The sequence below is a fragment of the uncultured Dokdonia sp. genome (assembly GCF_947492535.1).
Lineage (GTDB): Bacteria > Bacteroidota > Bacteroidia > Flavobacteriales > Flavobacteriaceae > Dokdonia.
The window spans coordinates 197484-215513 of the sequence record NZ_CANLNH010000005.1; the positions used below are offsets into that span (position 1 = coordinate 197484).

General features: G+C 34.2%; 20 protein-coding genes. 9 read left to right on the forward strand and 11 right to left on the reverse strand.

The genetic code is table 11. The annotated features are described in order from the left end of the window. Positions 1-85 precede the first annotated feature (85 nt). The 5 genes from Q1A60_RS08795 to Q1A60_RS08815 all read right to left on the reverse strand — a co-directional run bounded on the left by Q1A60_RS08795 (position 86) and on the right by Q1A60_RS08815 (position 3850). On the reverse strand, positions 86-1522 hold the full coding sequence (locus Q1A60_RS08795; protein WP_299766125.1) for an L-serine ammonia-lyase: 1437 nt from the start codon (positions 1520-1522) through the stop codon (positions 86-88). After that, on the reverse strand, positions 1519-2031 hold the full coding sequence (locus Q1A60_RS08800) for a GNAT family N-acetyltransferase (RefSeq protein WP_299766123.1): 513 nt from the start codon (positions 2029-2031) through the stop codon (positions 1519-1521). Before Q1A60_RS08800 ends, Q1A60_RS08795 begins: the two co-directional genes overlap by 4 nt. Positions 2032-2089: 58 nt before the next feature. Next, positions 2090-2755, reverse strand: coding sequence for a CPBP family intramembrane glutamic endopeptidase (locus tag Q1A60_RS08805; protein WP_299766121.1), 666 nt, complete (start codon positions 2753-2755; stop codon positions 2090-2092). 123 nt (positions 2756-2878) lie between these two features. Continuing rightward, positions 2879-3223, reverse strand: coding sequence for a hypothetical protein (locus Q1A60_RS08810; protein WP_299766119.1), 345 nt, complete (start codon positions 3221-3223; stop codon positions 2879-2881). A 12-nt stretch (positions 3224-3235) separates the two neighbouring features. Beyond that, positions 3236-3850 (reverse strand): hypothetical protein, encoded by a 615-nt coding sequence (locus Q1A60_RS08815; protein WP_299766117.1) that lies wholly within the window; start codon positions 3848-3850, stop codon positions 3236-3238. Between the two features lie 231 nt (positions 3851-4081). Between Q1A60_RS08815 and Q1A60_RS08820 the strand changes: the two genes are divergently transcribed. The 4 genes from Q1A60_RS08820 to Q1A60_RS08835 all read left to right on the forward strand — a co-directional run bounded on the left by Q1A60_RS08820 (position 4082) and on the right by Q1A60_RS08835 (position 9812). Further along, the gene (locus tag Q1A60_RS08820) at positions 4082-4450 is read left to right on the forward strand and encodes a S24 family peptidase (protein WP_299766115.1); all 369 of its coding nucleotides are present in this window, start codon (positions 4082-4084) and stop codon (positions 4448-4450) included. Continuing rightward, positions 4447-5724: a Y-family DNA polymerase gene (locus tag Q1A60_RS08825; RefSeq protein ID WP_299766319.1), complete on the forward strand. Its 1278-nt coding sequence runs from the start codon at positions 4447-4449 to the stop codon at positions 5722-5724. Before Q1A60_RS08820 ends, Q1A60_RS08825 begins: the two co-directional genes overlap by 4 nt. Before the next feature lie 135 nt (positions 5725-5859). Further along, entirely contained in the window at positions 5860-7776 is a 1917-nt protein-coding gene (gene dnaK, locus Q1A60_RS08830) for a molecular chaperone DnaK (protein ID WP_299766113.1), read from the forward strand. Between the two features lie 278 nt (positions 7777-8054). Further along, entirely contained in the window at positions 8055-9812 is a 1758-nt protein-coding gene (locus Q1A60_RS08835; RefSeq protein ID WP_299766111.1) for an FG-GAP-like repeat-containing protein, read from the forward strand. Positions 9813-9839: 27 nt separating this feature from the next. Here Q1A60_RS08835 and Q1A60_RS08840 read toward each other — a convergent pair whose 3' ends face one another. From Q1A60_RS08840 to Q1A60_RS08850, 3 genes are all read right to left on the reverse strand, one after another. Then, a complete protein-coding gene (locus tag Q1A60_RS08840; RefSeq protein ID WP_299766109.1) occupies positions 9840-10406 on the reverse strand; it encodes a hypothetical protein in 567 nt (188 codons plus the stop codon). Positions 10407-10485: 79 nt separating this feature from the next. Then, positions 10486-11142 carry an esterase gene (locus Q1A60_RS08845; protein ID WP_299766107.1) on the reverse strand — a complete coding sequence of 219 codons (657 nt, stop codon included), beginning with the start codon at positions 11140-11142 and terminating at the stop codon, positions 10486-10488. Between the two features lie 56 nt (positions 11143-11198). Beyond that, positions 11199-11780 carry a GNAT family protein gene (locus tag Q1A60_RS08850; RefSeq protein WP_299766105.1) on the reverse strand — a complete coding sequence of 194 codons (582 nt, stop codon included), beginning with the start codon at positions 11778-11780 and terminating at the stop codon, positions 11199-11201. 32 nt (positions 11781-11812) lie between these two features. Between Q1A60_RS08850 and Q1A60_RS08855 the strand changes: the two genes are divergently transcribed. The 5 genes from Q1A60_RS08855 (at position 11813) to Q1A60_RS08875 (ending at position 16479) form a co-directional block, all read left to right on the forward strand. Beyond that, positions 11813-12235 (forward strand): hotdog fold thioesterase, encoded by a 423-nt coding sequence (locus tag Q1A60_RS08855; RefSeq protein WP_299766103.1) that lies wholly within the window; start codon positions 11813-11815, stop codon positions 12233-12235. After that, positions 12235-13356 carry a chorismate-binding protein gene (locus Q1A60_RS08860; protein ID WP_299766101.1) on the forward strand — a complete coding sequence of 374 codons (1122 nt, stop codon included), beginning with the start codon at positions 12235-12237 and terminating at the stop codon, positions 13354-13356. The genes Q1A60_RS08855 and Q1A60_RS08860 overlap by 1 nt, the downstream gene beginning before the upstream one ends. Before the next feature lie 48 nt (positions 13357-13404). Next, on the forward strand, positions 13405-15123 hold the full coding sequence (menD, locus tag Q1A60_RS08865) for a 2-succinyl-5-enolpyruvyl-6-hydroxy-3-cyclohexene-1-carboxylic-acid synthase (RefSeq protein WP_299766099.1): 1719 nt from the start codon (positions 13405-13407) through the stop codon (positions 15121-15123). A 79-nt stretch (positions 15124-15202) separates the two neighbouring features. After that, on the forward strand, positions 15203-15544 hold the full coding sequence (locus Q1A60_RS08870) for a DUF2853 family protein (RefSeq protein ID WP_299766097.1): 342 nt from the start codon (positions 15203-15205) through the stop codon (positions 15542-15544). A gap of 101 nt (positions 15545-15645) precedes the next feature. Next, on the forward strand, positions 15646-16479 hold the full coding sequence (locus tag Q1A60_RS08875; protein ID WP_299766095.1) for a S1-like domain-containing RNA-binding protein: 834 nt from the start codon (positions 15646-15648) through the stop codon (positions 16477-16479). Between the two features lie 8 nt (positions 16480-16487). Here Q1A60_RS08875 and Q1A60_RS08880 read toward each other — a convergent pair whose 3' ends face one another. From Q1A60_RS08880 to Q1A60_RS08890, 3 genes are all read right to left on the reverse strand, one after another. Next, positions 16488-16910, reverse strand: a complete 423-nt coding sequence (locus Q1A60_RS08880) for a hypothetical protein (protein WP_299766093.1) — start codon at positions 16908-16910, stop codon at positions 16488-16490. A gap of 53 nt (positions 16911-16963) precedes the next feature. Further along, positions 16964-17377 carry a hypothetical protein gene (locus tag Q1A60_RS08885; protein ID WP_299766091.1) on the reverse strand — a complete coding sequence of 138 codons (414 nt, stop codon included), beginning with the start codon at positions 17375-17377 and terminating at the stop codon, positions 16964-16966. A 114-nt stretch (positions 17378-17491) separates the two neighbouring features. Then, positions 17492-17911, reverse strand: coding sequence for a hypothetical protein (locus Q1A60_RS08890; protein ID WP_299766089.1), 420 nt, complete (start codon positions 17909-17911; stop codon positions 17492-17494). Positions 17912-18030 lie beyond the last annotated feature (119 nt).

The following is an 18030-nucleotide window of genomic DNA, read 5'->3' on the forward strand; positions in this document are numbered from 1 at the left end:
CTAAGGAATGTAATGTTCCTTAGCTTTTGTCTTTTATATAGGTCAAGATATTGTTTTGTAAGAACTCAGAAATACTAATATACTTTTAACAATCTGCCATTCCTACATTAACAGCGAGTCCACCTTCACTGGTTTCTTTATATTTTGTATTCATGTCTTGCGCTGTTTGCCACATGGTTTCGATTACTTTATCGAGTGGCACTTTGGCATTGGCAGCATCTGTATCTAATGCCATTTCGCAGGCATTAATTGCTTTGATAGCTCCCATCGCATTACGTTCGATACACGGAATTTGAACAAGACCGCCTATAGGATCACAGGTAAGCCCTAGATGATGTTCCATCGCAATTTCTGCAGCCACGAGCACTTGATCTGGTGTTCCTCCCATAAGTTCAGTTAAAGCTCCTGCAGCCATAGCGCTAGAAACCCCTATTTCTGCCTGACACCCACCCATAGCAGCAGAGATGGTCGCCCCTTTCTTAAAGAGACTTCCTATTTCTCCTGCAACTAATAAAAACTTTCGGACATCTTCAAAATTGGCATCGTGATTTTCAATGACCATATAATACATCATAACGGCTGGTATAACACCTGCACTTCCATTCGTAGGAGCCGTCACAACACGTCCTAAAGAGGCATTTACTTCATTGACAGCCAATGCAAAGCAAGACACCCATTTTAAAATTTCGCGAAAGCGGACTTCTGTACCACGTATCGCTTCAATCCATTCATATTTATCAGTATATGAGATTCCTTTTTGTAATTTTTTATGACTGTCATACGCACGACGACGTACATTTAATCCGCCAGGTAAGGTTCCTTCTGTATGACACCCCGTATACATAGAGTCTAGCATGACATCCCAAATTTGTTTGAAACGCTCATTAATTTCTTCTTCTGAGTTGAGGTATAATTCGTTTTCAAAAACAATCTGAGAAATCGATTTATTTTCATTTTTACAATAGGCGAGAAGATCTGTTGCTAGTTCGACAGGTCTTGGAAAACATTGAAATTGATGTACTTTTAGTTCAGAACGTTTACGCTCTTCTTGCACAACAAATCCGCCTCCAATAGAATAAAACGTTTCTTCAATAACGTGCTCGCCCGCATGTGCTTTAAATGTAATTCCGTTAGGGTGGAATGGTAAAAAGTCACGATTAAATTTTATAGATTCGGCGGGATCAAAAGAAATGGTACGCTCGCTATTAAAAGAAATTTCTTTAGCTGTTTTGATGTTCTCAATCGTTGTAGGGATAGCATCAATAGCACACGTTTGAGGGTCTGCTCCAAGAAGCCCCATCATTACGGCGACATCTGTAGCATGACCTTTTCCAGTAAGTGATAAAGAACCATATAAATCTATATGTAAACGATCTACAGTATCAAATACGTTATCTTCTTTGAGCTTTTTTATAAAACGTCTAGCGGCACGCCAAGGGCCTAATGTATGGGAGCTGGATGGACCCACTCCTATTTTTAGCATATCAAATACAGAGATACACTCTATTTCTTTTTCTTTCATGTAAGATCATATTGCATGATGTAATCTGTCTGAATTTCGGCAATCATATCGTAGTGATGTGTGCCAGTGATCTTAAAACCACACCTTTTATAAAATCGAATTGCATCTGGGTTTTCTTCCCAAACGCCTAACCAAATGTAGTTTTTTTCCAGTTTAAGTGCTTCAGAAATCGAAAAATCTATTGCTTTTTTTCCAAATCCTTGATTTACATAGGGAGAATCGATATAGATACGTTCAATTTCGAGTCCGTTTTTATCTTGAAATTCTGTTTGTGCATTGCCTATATTAAGTTTAAGATATCCAATAATGGTATCGTTTTGTTGCATAAAATACCAATAGGAGTCTGGGGCTAAAAGTTGTTTTTCTAAATGCGCTTTCGCGAAAGCGTATACCACATACTTCTCCAATACGCCAGGTTTGTTCTTATGAGCAAAAGCATTTGTATATGTACGTGTGGCTAACGTACGAAGGGTATTAATATCCTGTATGTGAATAGGAGTAAACTGCACCTTGTAAAGATAAAGATACTAGTGATACTGATTTTGTGTTCTATTATATAAATTGAAATTAACTAGCTAATATTCCCAAACCTACTACAAAGGCATTGTTCATAAAGTGAAGTCCCATAGACCAGATGAGTCCTTGGTTTTTAATTTTAATCCATCCCATTAGAAAACCTGAAATAATACGAGGGACAATAAGAACGAGTAACGCAAGATCAATAACAAATGTGTCTACATAGTTATTGATATGTACGAGTCCAAAAATGACAGATACAATAATGAGGATAATAGTGAGGTATTTATGAAGAAACCTACGTAATCGCTGTGTATGACTTTCTGTAATCAGATGTTTTAGAATATAAAATATGGTAAAGAGAAGTACAGCACCAAAGGCAAGGATAACTCCCCAATGTATTCCGCTAGGAAGAAAACGCAATCCTATAAAAACTGGCCACGCACTTATAAACAATATAATATCTGTATGAGTAGGTTTGATAAGTGTTCTGAACATCATTTCTTCTACAATAGGAGCAAAAATACATGCCAACACAAAAAGTTTAAATGGATTACTTTGTAGAAGTTCTTTGAGGGTCGTGTCTTCATAAGCATCTGCTTTGAGTTCAGGAATCCAGATACTGAGTATCAAAACTGTGATAAAAAAGAGGATGTATAATCCCCACATTTTAAAAAATGTTTTAAAAAGCAGTACTGTTTTTTGGCTAGAGGTCATGTAGTAATTGTATACTTCAATAGGTATGTAAAATAATTGAATTGTTACATTAGCCTTCCTTTTAAAAAGACAAATCTATTCTTGCAGTATTAAATAGTGTATCTAAATGACTTTAGAAATGTTTTATGTAATAGGTATTTCAATAATATTACCTTCAAAATGTTGTTGTAGTTCCTGACAATAAGAAACATCTATCCATATAAAATCCCTTCCATGTCCTATGTAAAGTCGCATGATTCCCTTGATGTCAATTTTATCTACGAAGGAAAGTTCGAATGGGATTTGGGTATCTGAAGATAAACACCCTTCCCAATTAAAACCTTCATCTGGCTTATCTTTTCTGTATAGCTTATAGGATACAGCTCGTGAATTTGAAAGGTCACTGGTTAGTTTGGATTCATTATCAAAAGAAAATTCAAAAACAAACTGTTTTTCGTGACAACCATTTAATATATAAGTGTATGACATTGTATTTATAATTTAAGAAGTAGGAACAAGATCAAATGTAAATGGAATTGCTGTGGGACCTACACCTCCGCCTGTCATAATTAGATTTGCTTTGGTGAGTCCGTATAATGAAAACTTTTGATTAAAATCATTTATGATTGCAGCGTTTATAGTTTGTCCTTGTTCTATTTGAGAATTTACACCAACATATATTTCGGGTTGAAATTGAAATACTGCTTTTTCTCCAGGAGAAACGCCAGTTTTAGAAGCGATGATATTTCCACTTTTATAAATTAGCGCATCTATAGAACTTGTTGGAAGACTATTTTTGATCTCGACTTCATTTGGATTAGCGCTAAGGTCTGAACTTAATTGAAGAATATCTCCAGAACTTGAACGTATAATCTCCCATTTTTGACCATTAGTTGCAGCTTGTTGGTCTGATATATTTCCATAAGAATCGGCAGCTGCTACTTGAAATGACATTGGATAGGTAAATTTATGACTCCAGTTACGACCGCAATTTTTAATGACTTTCCATGCGATAGTAGTAGAATCAAAATTGGTAGTGACGTTTTTCTGAAAAATGACAACATTAGAGTTATTCATATCATTAGAATTGTTGATAAAAGTAATTTCAATATCCATTGTACAGGTTATTTATATTGCCAGATCTTTAATAATAGGAGTCGAGCATTACCCATTAATTTGTATGATTTGTGATCAAAATATAGGGGGTCATAAATATCCAGAAATAGCCCTTGTTATTTACACGTATAAATACGGATTTATAACATATGATTATTGAGTTACATAGATCTTAATATATTGAATATGGAATATGTCCATTAAATGGTATTTTTTCCATATTTTTGAATTATGGAAATCGAAGTGTCAGGAAAAGTTAATGTCAGTAAAAACCGTCATCAAGCTGAAGTGTCAAAGCAGACAGGGTTTCCTAGTGCTGCCACACATTATATGGAAGCATCTATAGATCTTAATGAAGAACTGTCTATTCATAAAGATGCTACATTTTATGTACGTGTAAAAGGAGATACTTGGAAGGGTTTTTCAATTCTAGACAAAGATGTACTTATTATAGATAGGTCCTTGCAACCAAATTTTAATGATTTAGCACTCGTAGTTCAAGACGGAGGATTTAAGATACTACGTATTCCATTTGATAAAGCGCAAGAAGCATTTGTACTCTGGGGAGTCATCACATATATAATACATTGCGTACGATGATCGCAATGGTAGATTGTAATAGTTTTTATGCTTCGTGCGAACAAGTATTTAGGCCCGACTTATGGGGGAAACCTGTCGTAGTTTTAAGTAATAATGACGGCTGTATTATTGCAGCAAATAAAGAAGCAAAACAACTTGCTCATATCCCTATGTTTGAAGCCGTCTACAAAATTAAACATATTCTTATAGAAAATAAGGTGACTTTCTTTTCTTCTAACTATACTTTATATGGAGAGATGTCACAACGCGTGATGAACATCTTAGAGACATTTTCTCCTTCTGTAGAAGTCTATAGTATTGATGAAGCTTTTCTTGATGTGAAGGGGTTATCTCATATAGATATGTGTGCTTATGGATTTGAGATTAAAGAGCGTATTTATAAATATACAGGGTTGCCAGTAGGTGTAGGAGTCGCACCAACAAAAGTATTGGCTAAACTGGCAAATCGTATGGCAAAGAAAATTCCTAAATACAATCATGTGTATGTTATGGATACAGACGCCAAACGTATAGAAGCATTGCAATGGGCAGAAGTAGGTGATATATGGGGTATTGGAAAAAAACATGTACAACGACTTCAGGCTATTGGTGTTTTTAAAGCGATAGACTTTGTAAACTTACCGCTGGCATGGGTTCGTAAAGAGATGACTGTAGTAGGTGAACGTCTTTGGAAAGAGTTACGAGGCGAGTCCTGTTTAGAATTTATGGCAGTTCCCAATCCTAAAAAAGCGATAGGTACCGCAAAATCATTTGGGCAAAAATTACCTGACTTAGGGAGAATAGAAGAAGCATGTGCTTATTATATTACCGAAGTGGCTGAGGTATTACGTGCTCAAAAATCATGTGCAACCTATATACATGTCGCTGTGTATACAAATTATCACAGTACTATAGATAAGCAGTATAAGAATCGTATGACGGTAACCATGCCTATACCTACCAACGATACATTTGCGCTTATTGCAGAGGCGCGTAAAGCATTGCACTGTATTTATAAACCTGGATATAGATACAAAAAGGTAGCTGTAAACCTGACAGGTTTAATACCAGAACATTATGTACAAGGCAACCTTTTTGAAAAACGCTCTAAGATTTCAGATAGTAATTTGATGCATACGCTAGATGTATTGAATAGAAAATTTGGAAAAACGACCGTGTCTTCTGCCATGATTGGAACGCGAGTAGAAGAGTGGGAACTTATCAAACGAGAGCGAAGTCCTAGATATACGACACAGTGGCGAGAGTTACTAACTATAGATGTAAAAAGGGGTTAGACGTTTTTATGTTTTGCTGTTTTTGCTTTCGCGAAAGCAAAAAAATGACAGCTTGTCAGCTTATAAGCAGTGGCATAATGATTGACTATTGTGTAGTGTAAAAAAAAATAAATAACACTTAAACACTATAATATAATGAGTAAGATCATAGGAATTGACTTAGGAACTACCAATTCGTGCGTCGCTGTTATGGAAGGTAACGAGCCTACAGTGATCCCTAATGCTGAGGGTAAGCGTACAACACCATCTGTAATTGCGTTTGTAGAAGGAGGAGAAATTAAAGTAGGAGATCCAGCAAAAAGACAAGCGGTAACAAACCCAACAAAAACAATCGCTTCTATCAAGCGTTTTATGGGGAATAAATACAGCGAAAGCTCAAAAGAAGCAGAACGTTCTGCTTATAAAGTAGTAAAAGGAGATAACGATACACCTAGAGTAGATATAGATGGTCGTTTATATACACCACAAGAATTATCTGCAATGACACTTCAGAAAATGAAGAAGACTGCAGAAGATTACTTAGGACAAGATGTAACTCGTGCCGTAATTACAGTACCTGCATACTTTAATGATAGTCAGCGTCAAGCAACTAAAGAAGCTGGAGAAATTGCAGGTCTTAAAGTAGAGCGTATTATTAATGAGCCTACAGCAGCAGCACTTGCATATGGACTTGATAAAAAAGATAGCGATCAGAAAATCGTAGTATTTGACTTTGGAGGAGGAACGCATGATGTATCTATCCTAGAATTAGGAGATGGTGTATTTGAAGTATTGGCAACAGATGGAGATACACACTTAGGAGGAGATGATGTAGATCAAAAAATCATCAACTGGCTTGCAGAAGAGTTTATTGCAGATGAAAACATGGATTTACGTAAAGACCCAATGGCTTTACAACGTCTTAAAGAAGCTGCAGAGAAAGCAAAAATTGAGCTTTCTTCTTCTACACAAACAGAGATCAACTTACCATATGTAACAGCTACAGCAAGCGGACCAAAACACTTAGTACGTACATTAAGCCGTGCAAAGTTTGAGGCACTTATTGATGATCTTGTAAAAAGAACTATTGAGCCTTGTCAAACAGCGCTTAAAGCAGCAGGATTAAGTACTGGAGATATCGATGAGATTATCTTAGTAGGAGGATCTACTCGTATTCCAGCAGTACAAGAAGCCGTAGAGAAATTCTTTGGAAAAGCACCTTCAAAAGGAGTAAACCCAGATGAAGTTGTAGCCGTAGGAGCTGCAATACAAGGAGGTGTACTTACAGGAGATGTAAAAGATGTTTTACTTCTTGATGTAACACCACTTTCATTAGGTATTGAGACAATGGGGAATGTATTTACAAAACTTATTGAAGCTAATACAACGATTCCAACAAAGAAGTCACAAGTATTCTCAACAGCCGCAGATAATCAGCCATCAGTAGAGATCCATGTATTACAAGGAGAGCGTGCTATGGCAGCAGATAATAAAACTATTGGACGTTTTCACCTTGATGGAATTCCACCAGCACAACGTGGTACGCCACAAATCGAAGTAACCTTTGATATTGATGCAAACGGAATCATCAAAGTAAGCGCTACAGATAAAGCAACAAACAAATCTCAGGATATTCGTATTGAAGCATCATCTGGACTTACAGAAGATGAAATCGCTAAAATGAAAGCTGAGGCTGAAGCAAATGCAGATGCAGATGCAAAAGCAAAAGAGACTGCAGATAAGATTAATGAAGCTGATGGAATGATTTTCCAAACAGAAAAGCAGTTAAAAGAATTTGGTGAGAAATTATCTGATGATAAGAAAAAACCAATTGAAGATGCACTTGCAGAATTAAAAACAGCTTTTGAAACAAAAGATGTAGACACTATTCAACCAAAGCTTGATGCAATCAATGAAGCATGGAAAGCAGCTTCTGAAGAGATGTACAAAGCGCAAGCAGAAGCACAAGGCGGAGATCAAGCACAACCAGGACCTGATGCACAAGCAGGAGGCGCTGGCGCAGGAGATGAGTCTAGCGATGTAGAAGATGTAGACTTTGAAGAAGTGAAGTAAGCAGAGAACCACTTTTTGCGAAGCAAAAAGTATGTGAATCGCTTATACCCACGAAAGCGGGTATCTTCATAATAATATATGAAACCTCTAGATAGTACTATCTAGAGGTTTTTATTTTCGCTTTAAGCGAATTCCTATGTATTAAAAAATCTTTGTGTAAATATCCAATGATTTTTATTTTTTTTTATTAATTTAACTGTCTAGTTTACTGTAAACTAATCCTACTAAATAACATATTAGAAGTACATAATTATAATTTAATATAATAGGATTAGTATATGAAGTATCCTTACGCTACATTTTTATTTTGTTGTTTTTCGTGTCTATTTGGATACGGTCAAGTGTTATTTGAAGAAGTTTCTGAAAGTGTAAACTTTAACTTCTCAAATGCTGTTATGTTTGGTACGGGGGTTTCTTTTTGTGATTTTGATAATGATGGATGGGATGATATTACAGTATCTGGAGATGATGGAGAATCCATAAGTTTTTTCAAAAATGTAAATGGAATTTTTGAAGAAGTTACTTATGAGTTAGATCAGCTTCCTATGTCTTTAAAACAAGCTGTTTGGATTGATTTTGATAATGACGGAGATAAAGATCTTTTTGTAGCGAGTGAAGAAGATAAAAATAGGCTCTACAGAAATGATGATTTTATCTTTACAGATATTACTGTAGCTGCAGGACTTCCTGATATTGTGCTTCAGACAAATAGTGGCTCTTGGGGGGACTATGATAATGATGGTGATTTGGATCTTTTTTTAAGTAATAGAGATTTAGACCAGGTCATACCAAATATGTTGTTTAGAAATAATGGAGATGAAACCTTTGAGAATGTCAATGAATTATCTGGAATTGGAGATGTAAGTATGATTACGTTTCAAGGGACATTTTTTGATTATAATAATGATGGGTGGTTAGATATTTTCCTTATAAATGACAGAAAAGTTACTCCTAATATTTTATTTCATAATAATGGGGATGGTACATTTACAGATATGACCCTACAAGCTGAAGCAGGATATGTAATGGATGCTATGTCTGTAGGATTAGATGATTATAATGCAGATGGCTTTACAGATGTATATATAACGAATACTGCTTATGATTCGGACTTTCCTGTCCCTGCAAATGCACTGATGAAAAATGATGGTGATGGAACTTTTTCAGAAATAGCCATTCCATCCGGAGTGAGCTTCGATAGGATATCTTGGGGAGCAAGTTTTATAGATATGGATAATAATGGTAGACTTGACTTATATGTAAGCGGAGTTGACGATACAAATGATAACGGAGAAGTATCGGCAGCATTTTATTATCAAAATGGTGATGGGTCATTTAGCAGAATTCTTAGTAATGGTTTTGAAACCGATTTAGCCCATTCTTTTGGGAATGCTACGGGAGATTATAATAATGATGGATATTTAGATCTTGTCGTGGCAAATAGAGAACCCTATACATTTAATTTATGGAATAATAGATATCATGAGTCGGTAACCCATAATTGGTTAAAAATACATCTTGAAGGGGTAGAAAGTAACCGCGATGGATATGGCTCTAGAATAGAAATTAGTATAGATGGCGAAAAGCAATATAGAGTCACTACTAGTGTAGAGAGTTATTTGAGTCAAAATTCAGATACAGAGTCTTTTGGAGTAGGAGACACTACTTCTATTGATTATGTGAAAATCACATGGTTAAGTGGTCATATAGATTTTATAGAAGATGTAGTGGTAAATCAAACACTTACTATTACAGAAGGACAATTTCCTCTGTCGTTAGAAGACCTAGAAAATAATTTTAAATTACAGTTATACCCGAATCCTACAAGTGATATTGTTACTGTAAAAATGCCAAACATTATAGAAGGGAATAATGAAGTCAAAATATACAACATACTAGGACAACTTGTAACTACTTATTCTATAGAAAATAATGAAGAAATATTATCTATTACTAACTTATATAGAGGAACTTATTTTTTATTATTTTATAATAATGAAAGGCTTCTTCAGACTAAGAAATTAATTAAAATGTAGCTTTTTTTATATTATAGTTATTCTTATTTATATGTGATCAGTAGCATATTTTTTAAAAGTTTCTTGTACTAGGTCACTAAGTTCCTTAGGAAAATAAGGTTTTCCATATTGGTCACGACTCTTAGCGACACCGCCTCCTACCGCATACTCAGGATTAGTATCTTGATTTATCCAACCTAGCACATCCCATCCTTGGTCTAGTAGATTTTTTATATACTTAAGATCTGCTTCAACAACTTCTTTATGGGTATAATCACCATATCTATTAGATTCATAACTCATTGTCGTGATAGGTGCAATTTGTAACTTGCCTTGTAATGCAGTTTCTGTTGTTCCCATAAAATTTTCCATAGCAGTAATGACGCCAGCTTGATTTGCTCCACCTGTATGTGTGTTCCAATCTCCAGCATTATAGGTCTTATGGATTTCTAAGGTTTGTCCATAGTTAGCTGAATAGGTGATAGCGACTCCTTTGGCACCGGCATCTATACGTTTTTTAGCTTCCTCAATGACTGAGGTTGCTTGTGAATCTGAGGAAAGATAATTCCCGTTATCGTCTTTATAGGGTAAAAGAAATTTTACAAAATGTCCCATAGTTTTGTGTTGTTATAAGGTAACACTAAAAATAAGTGCTAATAGTATTCTTTATGACCGTATTAATACGTGTTTTATGTTAGTGAGGCTGTTGTGTTAAATTATTAATAAAGGCTTCATTCACTTCATGTATGCCATCAAAAACTTCTACTTGAAGTCTGTCTCTAAAAAGCGCGGTCCCTTTTAATTGTTGTTCTGTTTTACGAGCTTCATTAATATATTCATCTTTATCTCCATAGAGATACGTAACAGTAGCAGTAGGAGATAGGTATTCAAAATCGGAAGGTATTAATTCGTGCGGAATCGCCCCAGAATGTAATACAAGATGTTTACAATCTATTTTTCGGCTACTTGCCCATCGTGTAACAATAGATACCCCTTGGGAATATCCCATGAGGATGAGGTTAATAGACTGTCCTTTCCATTTTTCAGATTCTCTCTTCCAAACGGAATCTATATAAGCGAGTACATTTTCTTTCTCTAATGCTGTATTTTCCTTGGTGAGCCAGCTGGCACCTACATATTTAAAACGTTTGTCTTGATAGTATTTACTAGGCGCTTGAGGAGCAATAATATAGTTCTCGTCTTTATTCAATCCTTCAAAATGCTTGCTAAAATAGCGTGTAAGATGCCCCATACCATGAAAAACCAACCATACGTTTTTGGTTGAGGTCGTAAAGGAGTTAAGCGTTGTATAGGTATTGGTATGTGTATATGAAATTTGATTTTCTGTCATTCTGTATACATTTTCGCGAAAGCGAATAAATTGTTATTACTAGTATTTAAAAAAGCTTATTTCTTCTTAATATCTTTGAAAATAGTGTCTTTGATAGTAGGCCATTCCTCCCGTAAAATTCCATAACAGGCAGAACTCCGTCTAAAATCTTCTTTCGTAATAATATTCTTACGTAAGATGCCTTCCAAAACACCTCCTATTTTTTCGACAGCACGTCTAGAGCGTATGTTACGTTCATCAATTCTAAATTCTACTTTTTCATAATACAATTTTTCAAAGGCATATTGAAGCATTAGATATTTGACATGTTGGTTTAAACCGCTTCCGCGAAAATCGTCTCCTAACCATGTCCACCCTATATGGACTACTTTGTTTTTCTTATCTATATTTCCAAACCGAGTACTTCCTGCAAAACGCTCTAATTTCTTATCATAAATAATAAAAGGTAATGCATGTCCTAACTCCTTTTTATCAAAAGCTTCTTTCATATATGCTTTTAACTTTTTAGGTGTAGAGATATCTGACGATCCAAATTGATATAGATCCACTTCTTTAGAAAGAGGCAATAAATCTCTATAGTGAAAAGGTTCTAGGGGAAGTAATTTTGCACGCTTATTTTCTAAGGTCTTTGCTTTCATATATCGTATCTTCGTTGTATAAAAATACGGCAATGAATTTGACTAGAGAACAAATACTGGAAAGACTTGCTCAAAGTTGTAAAAACACATTGATGGAAACACTAGAAATCAAGTATATTGATTTTGGTGAAGATTTTCTTGTGGCACAAATGCCAGTAACCCCTAGAGTTCATCAACCAGATGGAGTTCTACATGGCGGTGCCATGGTCGCACTTGCAGAGAGTGTAGGGAGTGCTGCTAGTTTTCTATTTTTGGATGGAGAAAGTATGTATGTGAGAGGTATTGAAATATCTGCAAATCATGTAAAAAGTAAGCGCGACGGTATGGTATATGCCAAAGCCACTTTTATACATAAAGGCCGTACGACACAACTTTGGAATATAGATGTGGTAGATGAAGAAGACCTATTAATATCTAAAGTAAAATTGACTACAATTGCATTACCTAAAAAATAATGACAGAAGCTTCTTTCTTTGAACATATTACACAGCAATTTGATGATGCGCTTCCATTTGTAGCCTATAGAAAATCAAATAGTACTATATTACAGGGTTTCTATCAAGAAAATAGTCATACACATTATAGTAAAGATTTTAAAGAAAGCGGATTTGTATTTGCTCCTTTTGATAATGCAAAAGAGTGTATTATTATACCAGATACATACGCTATACATTGTGAGTATAGTGCTACAGGAATAATACATGATGGATCAGAAATTAACATGCCAGAAGAAGATGCTTTTCAGAAGCAACGACATCTTGAGTTAGTAGAAGATGGAATCTCTAAAATTAAGGAAGGGGTGTTACAAAAAGTTGTGCTTTCGCGAAAGCGTACTTTTCCAAATACCTTATCAAATCCTATTGCTGTTTTTAAAAAGCTATTGCAAGCGTATACCACTGCTTTTGTTTATATATGGTATCATCCTAACATTGGATTATGGCTTGGTGCTACCCCGGAAACACTATTAGAAATAAAAAATAGAACATTACATACAATGTCACTAGCAGGGACTCAAAAGTATATTCCTGACACTATAATCTCATGGGGAGCTAAAGAGAAAGAAGAGCAGCAATTAGTTACAGATACGATCGTTTCTAAATTACAACCACTTACTAAAAATCTTTCTGTAGGTGATGTAGAAAATCATAAGGCAGGAAACTTACTGCATTTGAAAACTGCTATTTCTGCAAGTGTAGATGAAACAGAAGTTTCTTTAAAAGAAATCATTCAGGCATTACATCCCACACCAGCTGTTTGCGGACTTCCAGTGGAAGATGCAAAAGAATTCATTATAGGAAATGAAAATTATGATCGTTCTTATTATACAGGATTTTTGGGTGAACTCAATATTAAAAGTGAAACGAATCGTTCTACATCAAGACGTAATGTAGAAAACTTAGCGTATAGAAGTGTAAAAAAACATACGCATCTTTTTGTGAATTTGCGTTGTATGGAACATACGGTAAAAGGGACGCAAGTATATGTAGGCGGAGGGATTACCGCAGCAAGTATCCCAGAGTCAGAATGGGAGGAAACTAGACATAAGCTTGAGACTATGGGGAGTGTGTTGTTTTAACATATTATATTGAATTATCAGTCGAGAGTCGTATTTTTACAGGACAACATGAAGCACTCTAAAATACCAGTTGCACAATCTATCGTTAGTCTTTGCTTAAGTAAAGGAATAACACAAGTTGTGATTTCTCCAGGATCACGTAATGCACCATTAACTATAGAATTTACCAAAAACCCAGTTATAAAAGCATATAGTATTGTAGATGAGCGTTGTGCTGCTTTTTTTGGACTAGGGATTGCACAACAAACAAGAAAACCAGTTGCTTTAGTCTGTACATCAGGAAGTGCTTTGCTTAATTACTATCCTGCAATAGCCGAAGCTTTTTATAGTGATATTCCACTAGTCGTTATTAGTGCAGATAGACCTGTAGAACGTATTGATATAGGAGATGGACAAACAATACGTCAAAAAAATGTGTTTGAAAATCACATCATGTATTCGGCAAACTTATATTCTGAGATCGTGCCCGTAGAAACAATTACGGATAAACATCTTATTCAGAAAATAGTAGAAAGCAGGCGTCATAATGAGCAAGAGATTAATAAAGCGCTTAATATGGCTATTGAACATAGCGGCCCAGTACACATTAATGTCCCTTTTTACGAGCCATTATATGAGATGGTTGAAGAAAAAACAGTAACACCTATACAAGTAGCACCGCGACCTATAGAGCAAGAAATAACAGATTTAGAATTACAACCCTTTGCAGATATTTGGAATACGGCTTCTCGTAAAATAGTATTAGTAGGCGTAAATCCACCTCAGGTAATAGATCAGGAAATCATTGATTGGTTAGGAGCAGATCCGTCTGTGATCGTTTTTACAGAAACAACATCAAACATAGAACATCCTGATTTTGTTACGCGTATTGATAATATGATAGGGTCTTTAGATGATGAAGGGTTTAAAAAGTTACAACCAGATATTTTACTCACATTTGGAGGAATGGTCATTTCAAAAAAGATAAAAGCTTTTTTACGTGATTATCAGCCTAAACATCATTGGCATATTGATGTTAAAAAAGCATATGACACTTATTTTTGCTTGAATAAACATTTTGAGTTAATGCCTAATACGTTTTTTAAGCGTATTATTCCAAAATTAGAACAGGCCGCTAGTAAATATAAATCGTATTGGTTGTCTATTCGTTCTAAAAGAGACCAATTACATACTTCATATATACAACAAATGCCTTGGTGTGATTTTAAGGCGTTTGATCATATACTGTCAGCAATACCTAATGACTCTATATTACAAATAGGGAATAGTAGTGCTGTACGTTATGCACAATTATTTGACTTAAATAAAACACTTCAAGTATATTGTAATAGAGGGACAAGCGGTATTGATGGAAGTACAAGTACAGCTATTGGAGCAGCTGTAGCGACACAACAACCTACTACATTTATTACAGGTGATTTGAGCTTCTTTTACGATAGTAACGCATTATGGAATGATTATATACCTAAAGATTTTAAGATTATAGTCATAAATAATAGTGGCGGTGGTATTTTTAGAATCTTACCTAACAGAGACAAAAATACTGATGGATTTGATACTTTTTTTGAAACAACACATGAATTAACGGCAAAAGAATTGTGCGCTATGTATGGATTTAACTATTTAACAGCTAATAATGAAGAAGAATGTGTTTTTGCAAAAGATCAATTATATGCATTGAATGATCAACCTTCATTACTAGAAATCTTTACACCGCGTAAAATCAACGATGAAGTGCTGTTAAATTACTTTAAACACATCAAATAAAAAAATATTGGCTAAGTATTAGAAAATATTTTATCTTTAAGAACATTAAATTTTAAACCAAACAAGTAACTTTATCATTATGAGCAAAAGAGACGATCTCATCGCAAAGTATGCAGATGACTTAAAAAACAAGTGTGGAATGACTCCTGACATGGATCTTCTTACAAAGGTAACTATCGGTTGTGGACCATCAATTTATAATGCAGATGCAGCAACTGTGTCTGGAAGTGATGAGAGCGAACTCGCTACGGTAAAAAATAATTTTTTAATTAAAAAATTAGGGCTTAGTGACGGAGCAGAATTAGACAGTGCTATTGCTAGCGTAATAGATACTTATGGAAAATCTAACCGTAATAAGTACCGTGCGGTTGTGTATTACATGCTTACAAAGCATTTCAAAAAAGAATCAGCATATAAATAGGCTACTTAACTAACCAATCTATTTAAGCGCTTTAACTATAATATATAGTTAAAGCGCTTTTTGATAGAAGTAATTGTATTTTTGCACCTTATTTACAACGTATGTTAGAAATTGGAAAATACCATAGAATGAGAATAGATAGAGAGACAGAACCAGGTCTTTTCTTATCTAATGAAGCGGGTGATGATGTATTATTGCCTAATAAATATGTCCCAACAGAATATAAAATATGGGATGAATTAGATGTCTATGTGTACCTAGACCATGAAGAACGTCCAGTTGCAACAACATTAAAACCATATATAGAACTTAATAGTTTTGGATACTTACGCTGTACCACAGTATCTAAAATAGGTGCTTTTTTAGATTGGGGTTTAGAAAAAGAACTCTTTGTTCCTTTTGCACAACAAGCAAGACCAATGAAGGAAGGAAGTTGGTATATCGTATACATGTACCTTGATCAAAAAACCAACAGACTTGCTGCAACAAGTAAGACTATAAAGTATCTTTCTAATGATCAGATAGATGTTAAAAAATTTGATAAAGTAGATTTACTAATTTCTCATATTACAGATCGTGGTGCAAATGCCATTGTAAACTCTAAATACAGAGGTCTTATTTATAAAGAAGATATTTTTGAAGATATTCGTACGGGAGATCAACTAGAAGGATGGGTGAAAAAAATACGTCCTGATGGTAAAATAGATATTGTACTTCAAGAAGAAGGTTATAAAAGCATAGAACCTAATGCACAATATATATACGAAGAGTTGGCTGCTAATGATGGTTTTTTACCATTACACGATAAATCTGATCCAGAAGATATTCAATCTCAATTAGGTCTTAGTAAAAAGAGTTTTAAAAAAGCAATAGGTACACTATATAGGGATCGTAAGATACTTATTAAAGAAGATGGTATTTATAGCATTGCTTAGAGAGTTTGCTAATTTCTAGCATTATTTGCGGCATAAACACCTGCACAATATGCAGAAAATATATTTCCTCCTGTTGAAGGTTTATAAGCTATATTCTTTACTTCAGATCCATTATCACCAAAAGCATATCTATTATTTTCGCTTAGAGGTGCTATCGTAATCACTGGGTTTTTGGTATTTTTTGCTTTAAAATTACTTCTTACTGCATAAATAAAAGATTGACTGGCATTATAAATTTCTTGCCTAGAGCGTGTGTCAAATTTTTTGATCTTAGTAGGGATTTGCTCATTGTTAAGGTCATATGAAAGTAAACTTCTAGTAGTATTAGTAAGTGTTACAGCTTTAATTTCAAAACTTGTGGTTTCAAAATCTAATCCCTGAGCAAAACCTACTATAGGAAGAAAAAGGAATACTAAAATTAATTTTTTCATATGTGTAGTTTTATATAGCAATCTAATAAATTACTGCAAAAATCACACCATCTTTAACATGCTTTTGTTAAAGATAGCGATAGTGAATTAACAGCTTCATTAAGGGATTTACATACAATAGCTTTACAGTTAGCTATTTGTTGTTCAAATTTGTACTCATTTAAGCCTTGCTCATCATATATAACAATAGCCGTTGGGTACTTTTTTTGCGCCAAAGATTTGATTTTTATAAAATCTGCGATTTTTAAAGTGTACTTATGTACTCTATTAGAAATATAACCAAAGCAATTTTTTTGTTCACTATAATGACTTAAAAGATGATACGTCTCAGCAATACAATCAAAATCTACAATAGCGTCTTGATTATATTCAACAACTAAAAAATTTTCAAATATAAATACAGTAGCTTTCTTTAAATAATGGATTTTCTTTATTTCATTTTTTAAACTCGAATCAATCAAATACATAAAATATACTATTATGTTTTACAAGTGATTACCCTTAAAAGTTAGCTGTGTTTTAAGGTTTTTTTATTGATTGGTGCGCAAAAATACGATATGTAACTAGTACGTTAAGACATTTTAATGTAGTTTAACATTAAGTATATTATTTGTTAAATATGTAACTGCTTTATCTAATGATTCACATAAAATAGCCTGACAATTGTTTACTTGTTTTTCAAACTTAAATGTGTTCTCACCTTCTTCATCGTAAGTAACTACAGCCATAGGATATGCTTTTTGACCTAGCGATTTTGTTTTCATAAAATCAGCCACTTTTACAGTGTATTTATGAACTCTATTAGAAATATAACCAAACGATTGTTTGTTTTCACTATAAGAATTAAGATAATGGTAAAGCTGAACAAAACAATCAAAATCTATGATTGCTCCTTCTTTAAATTCGGAAACCAAAAAATTTTCAAAAACGTAGATCGTTCCATTAGAAAGTTGATGAACTTTTTTCACCTCTTTGTTTATAGCTGAATTTTCTAAATACATACCCCAATATTTATTAGACTACAAAGGTAGCATACACTCCTTTTTATTATGTACGCATAGTAAAATAAATAACTAATAATCGATGAAAAGATTGATTTTATCGATTAAGTGTTTTGAAT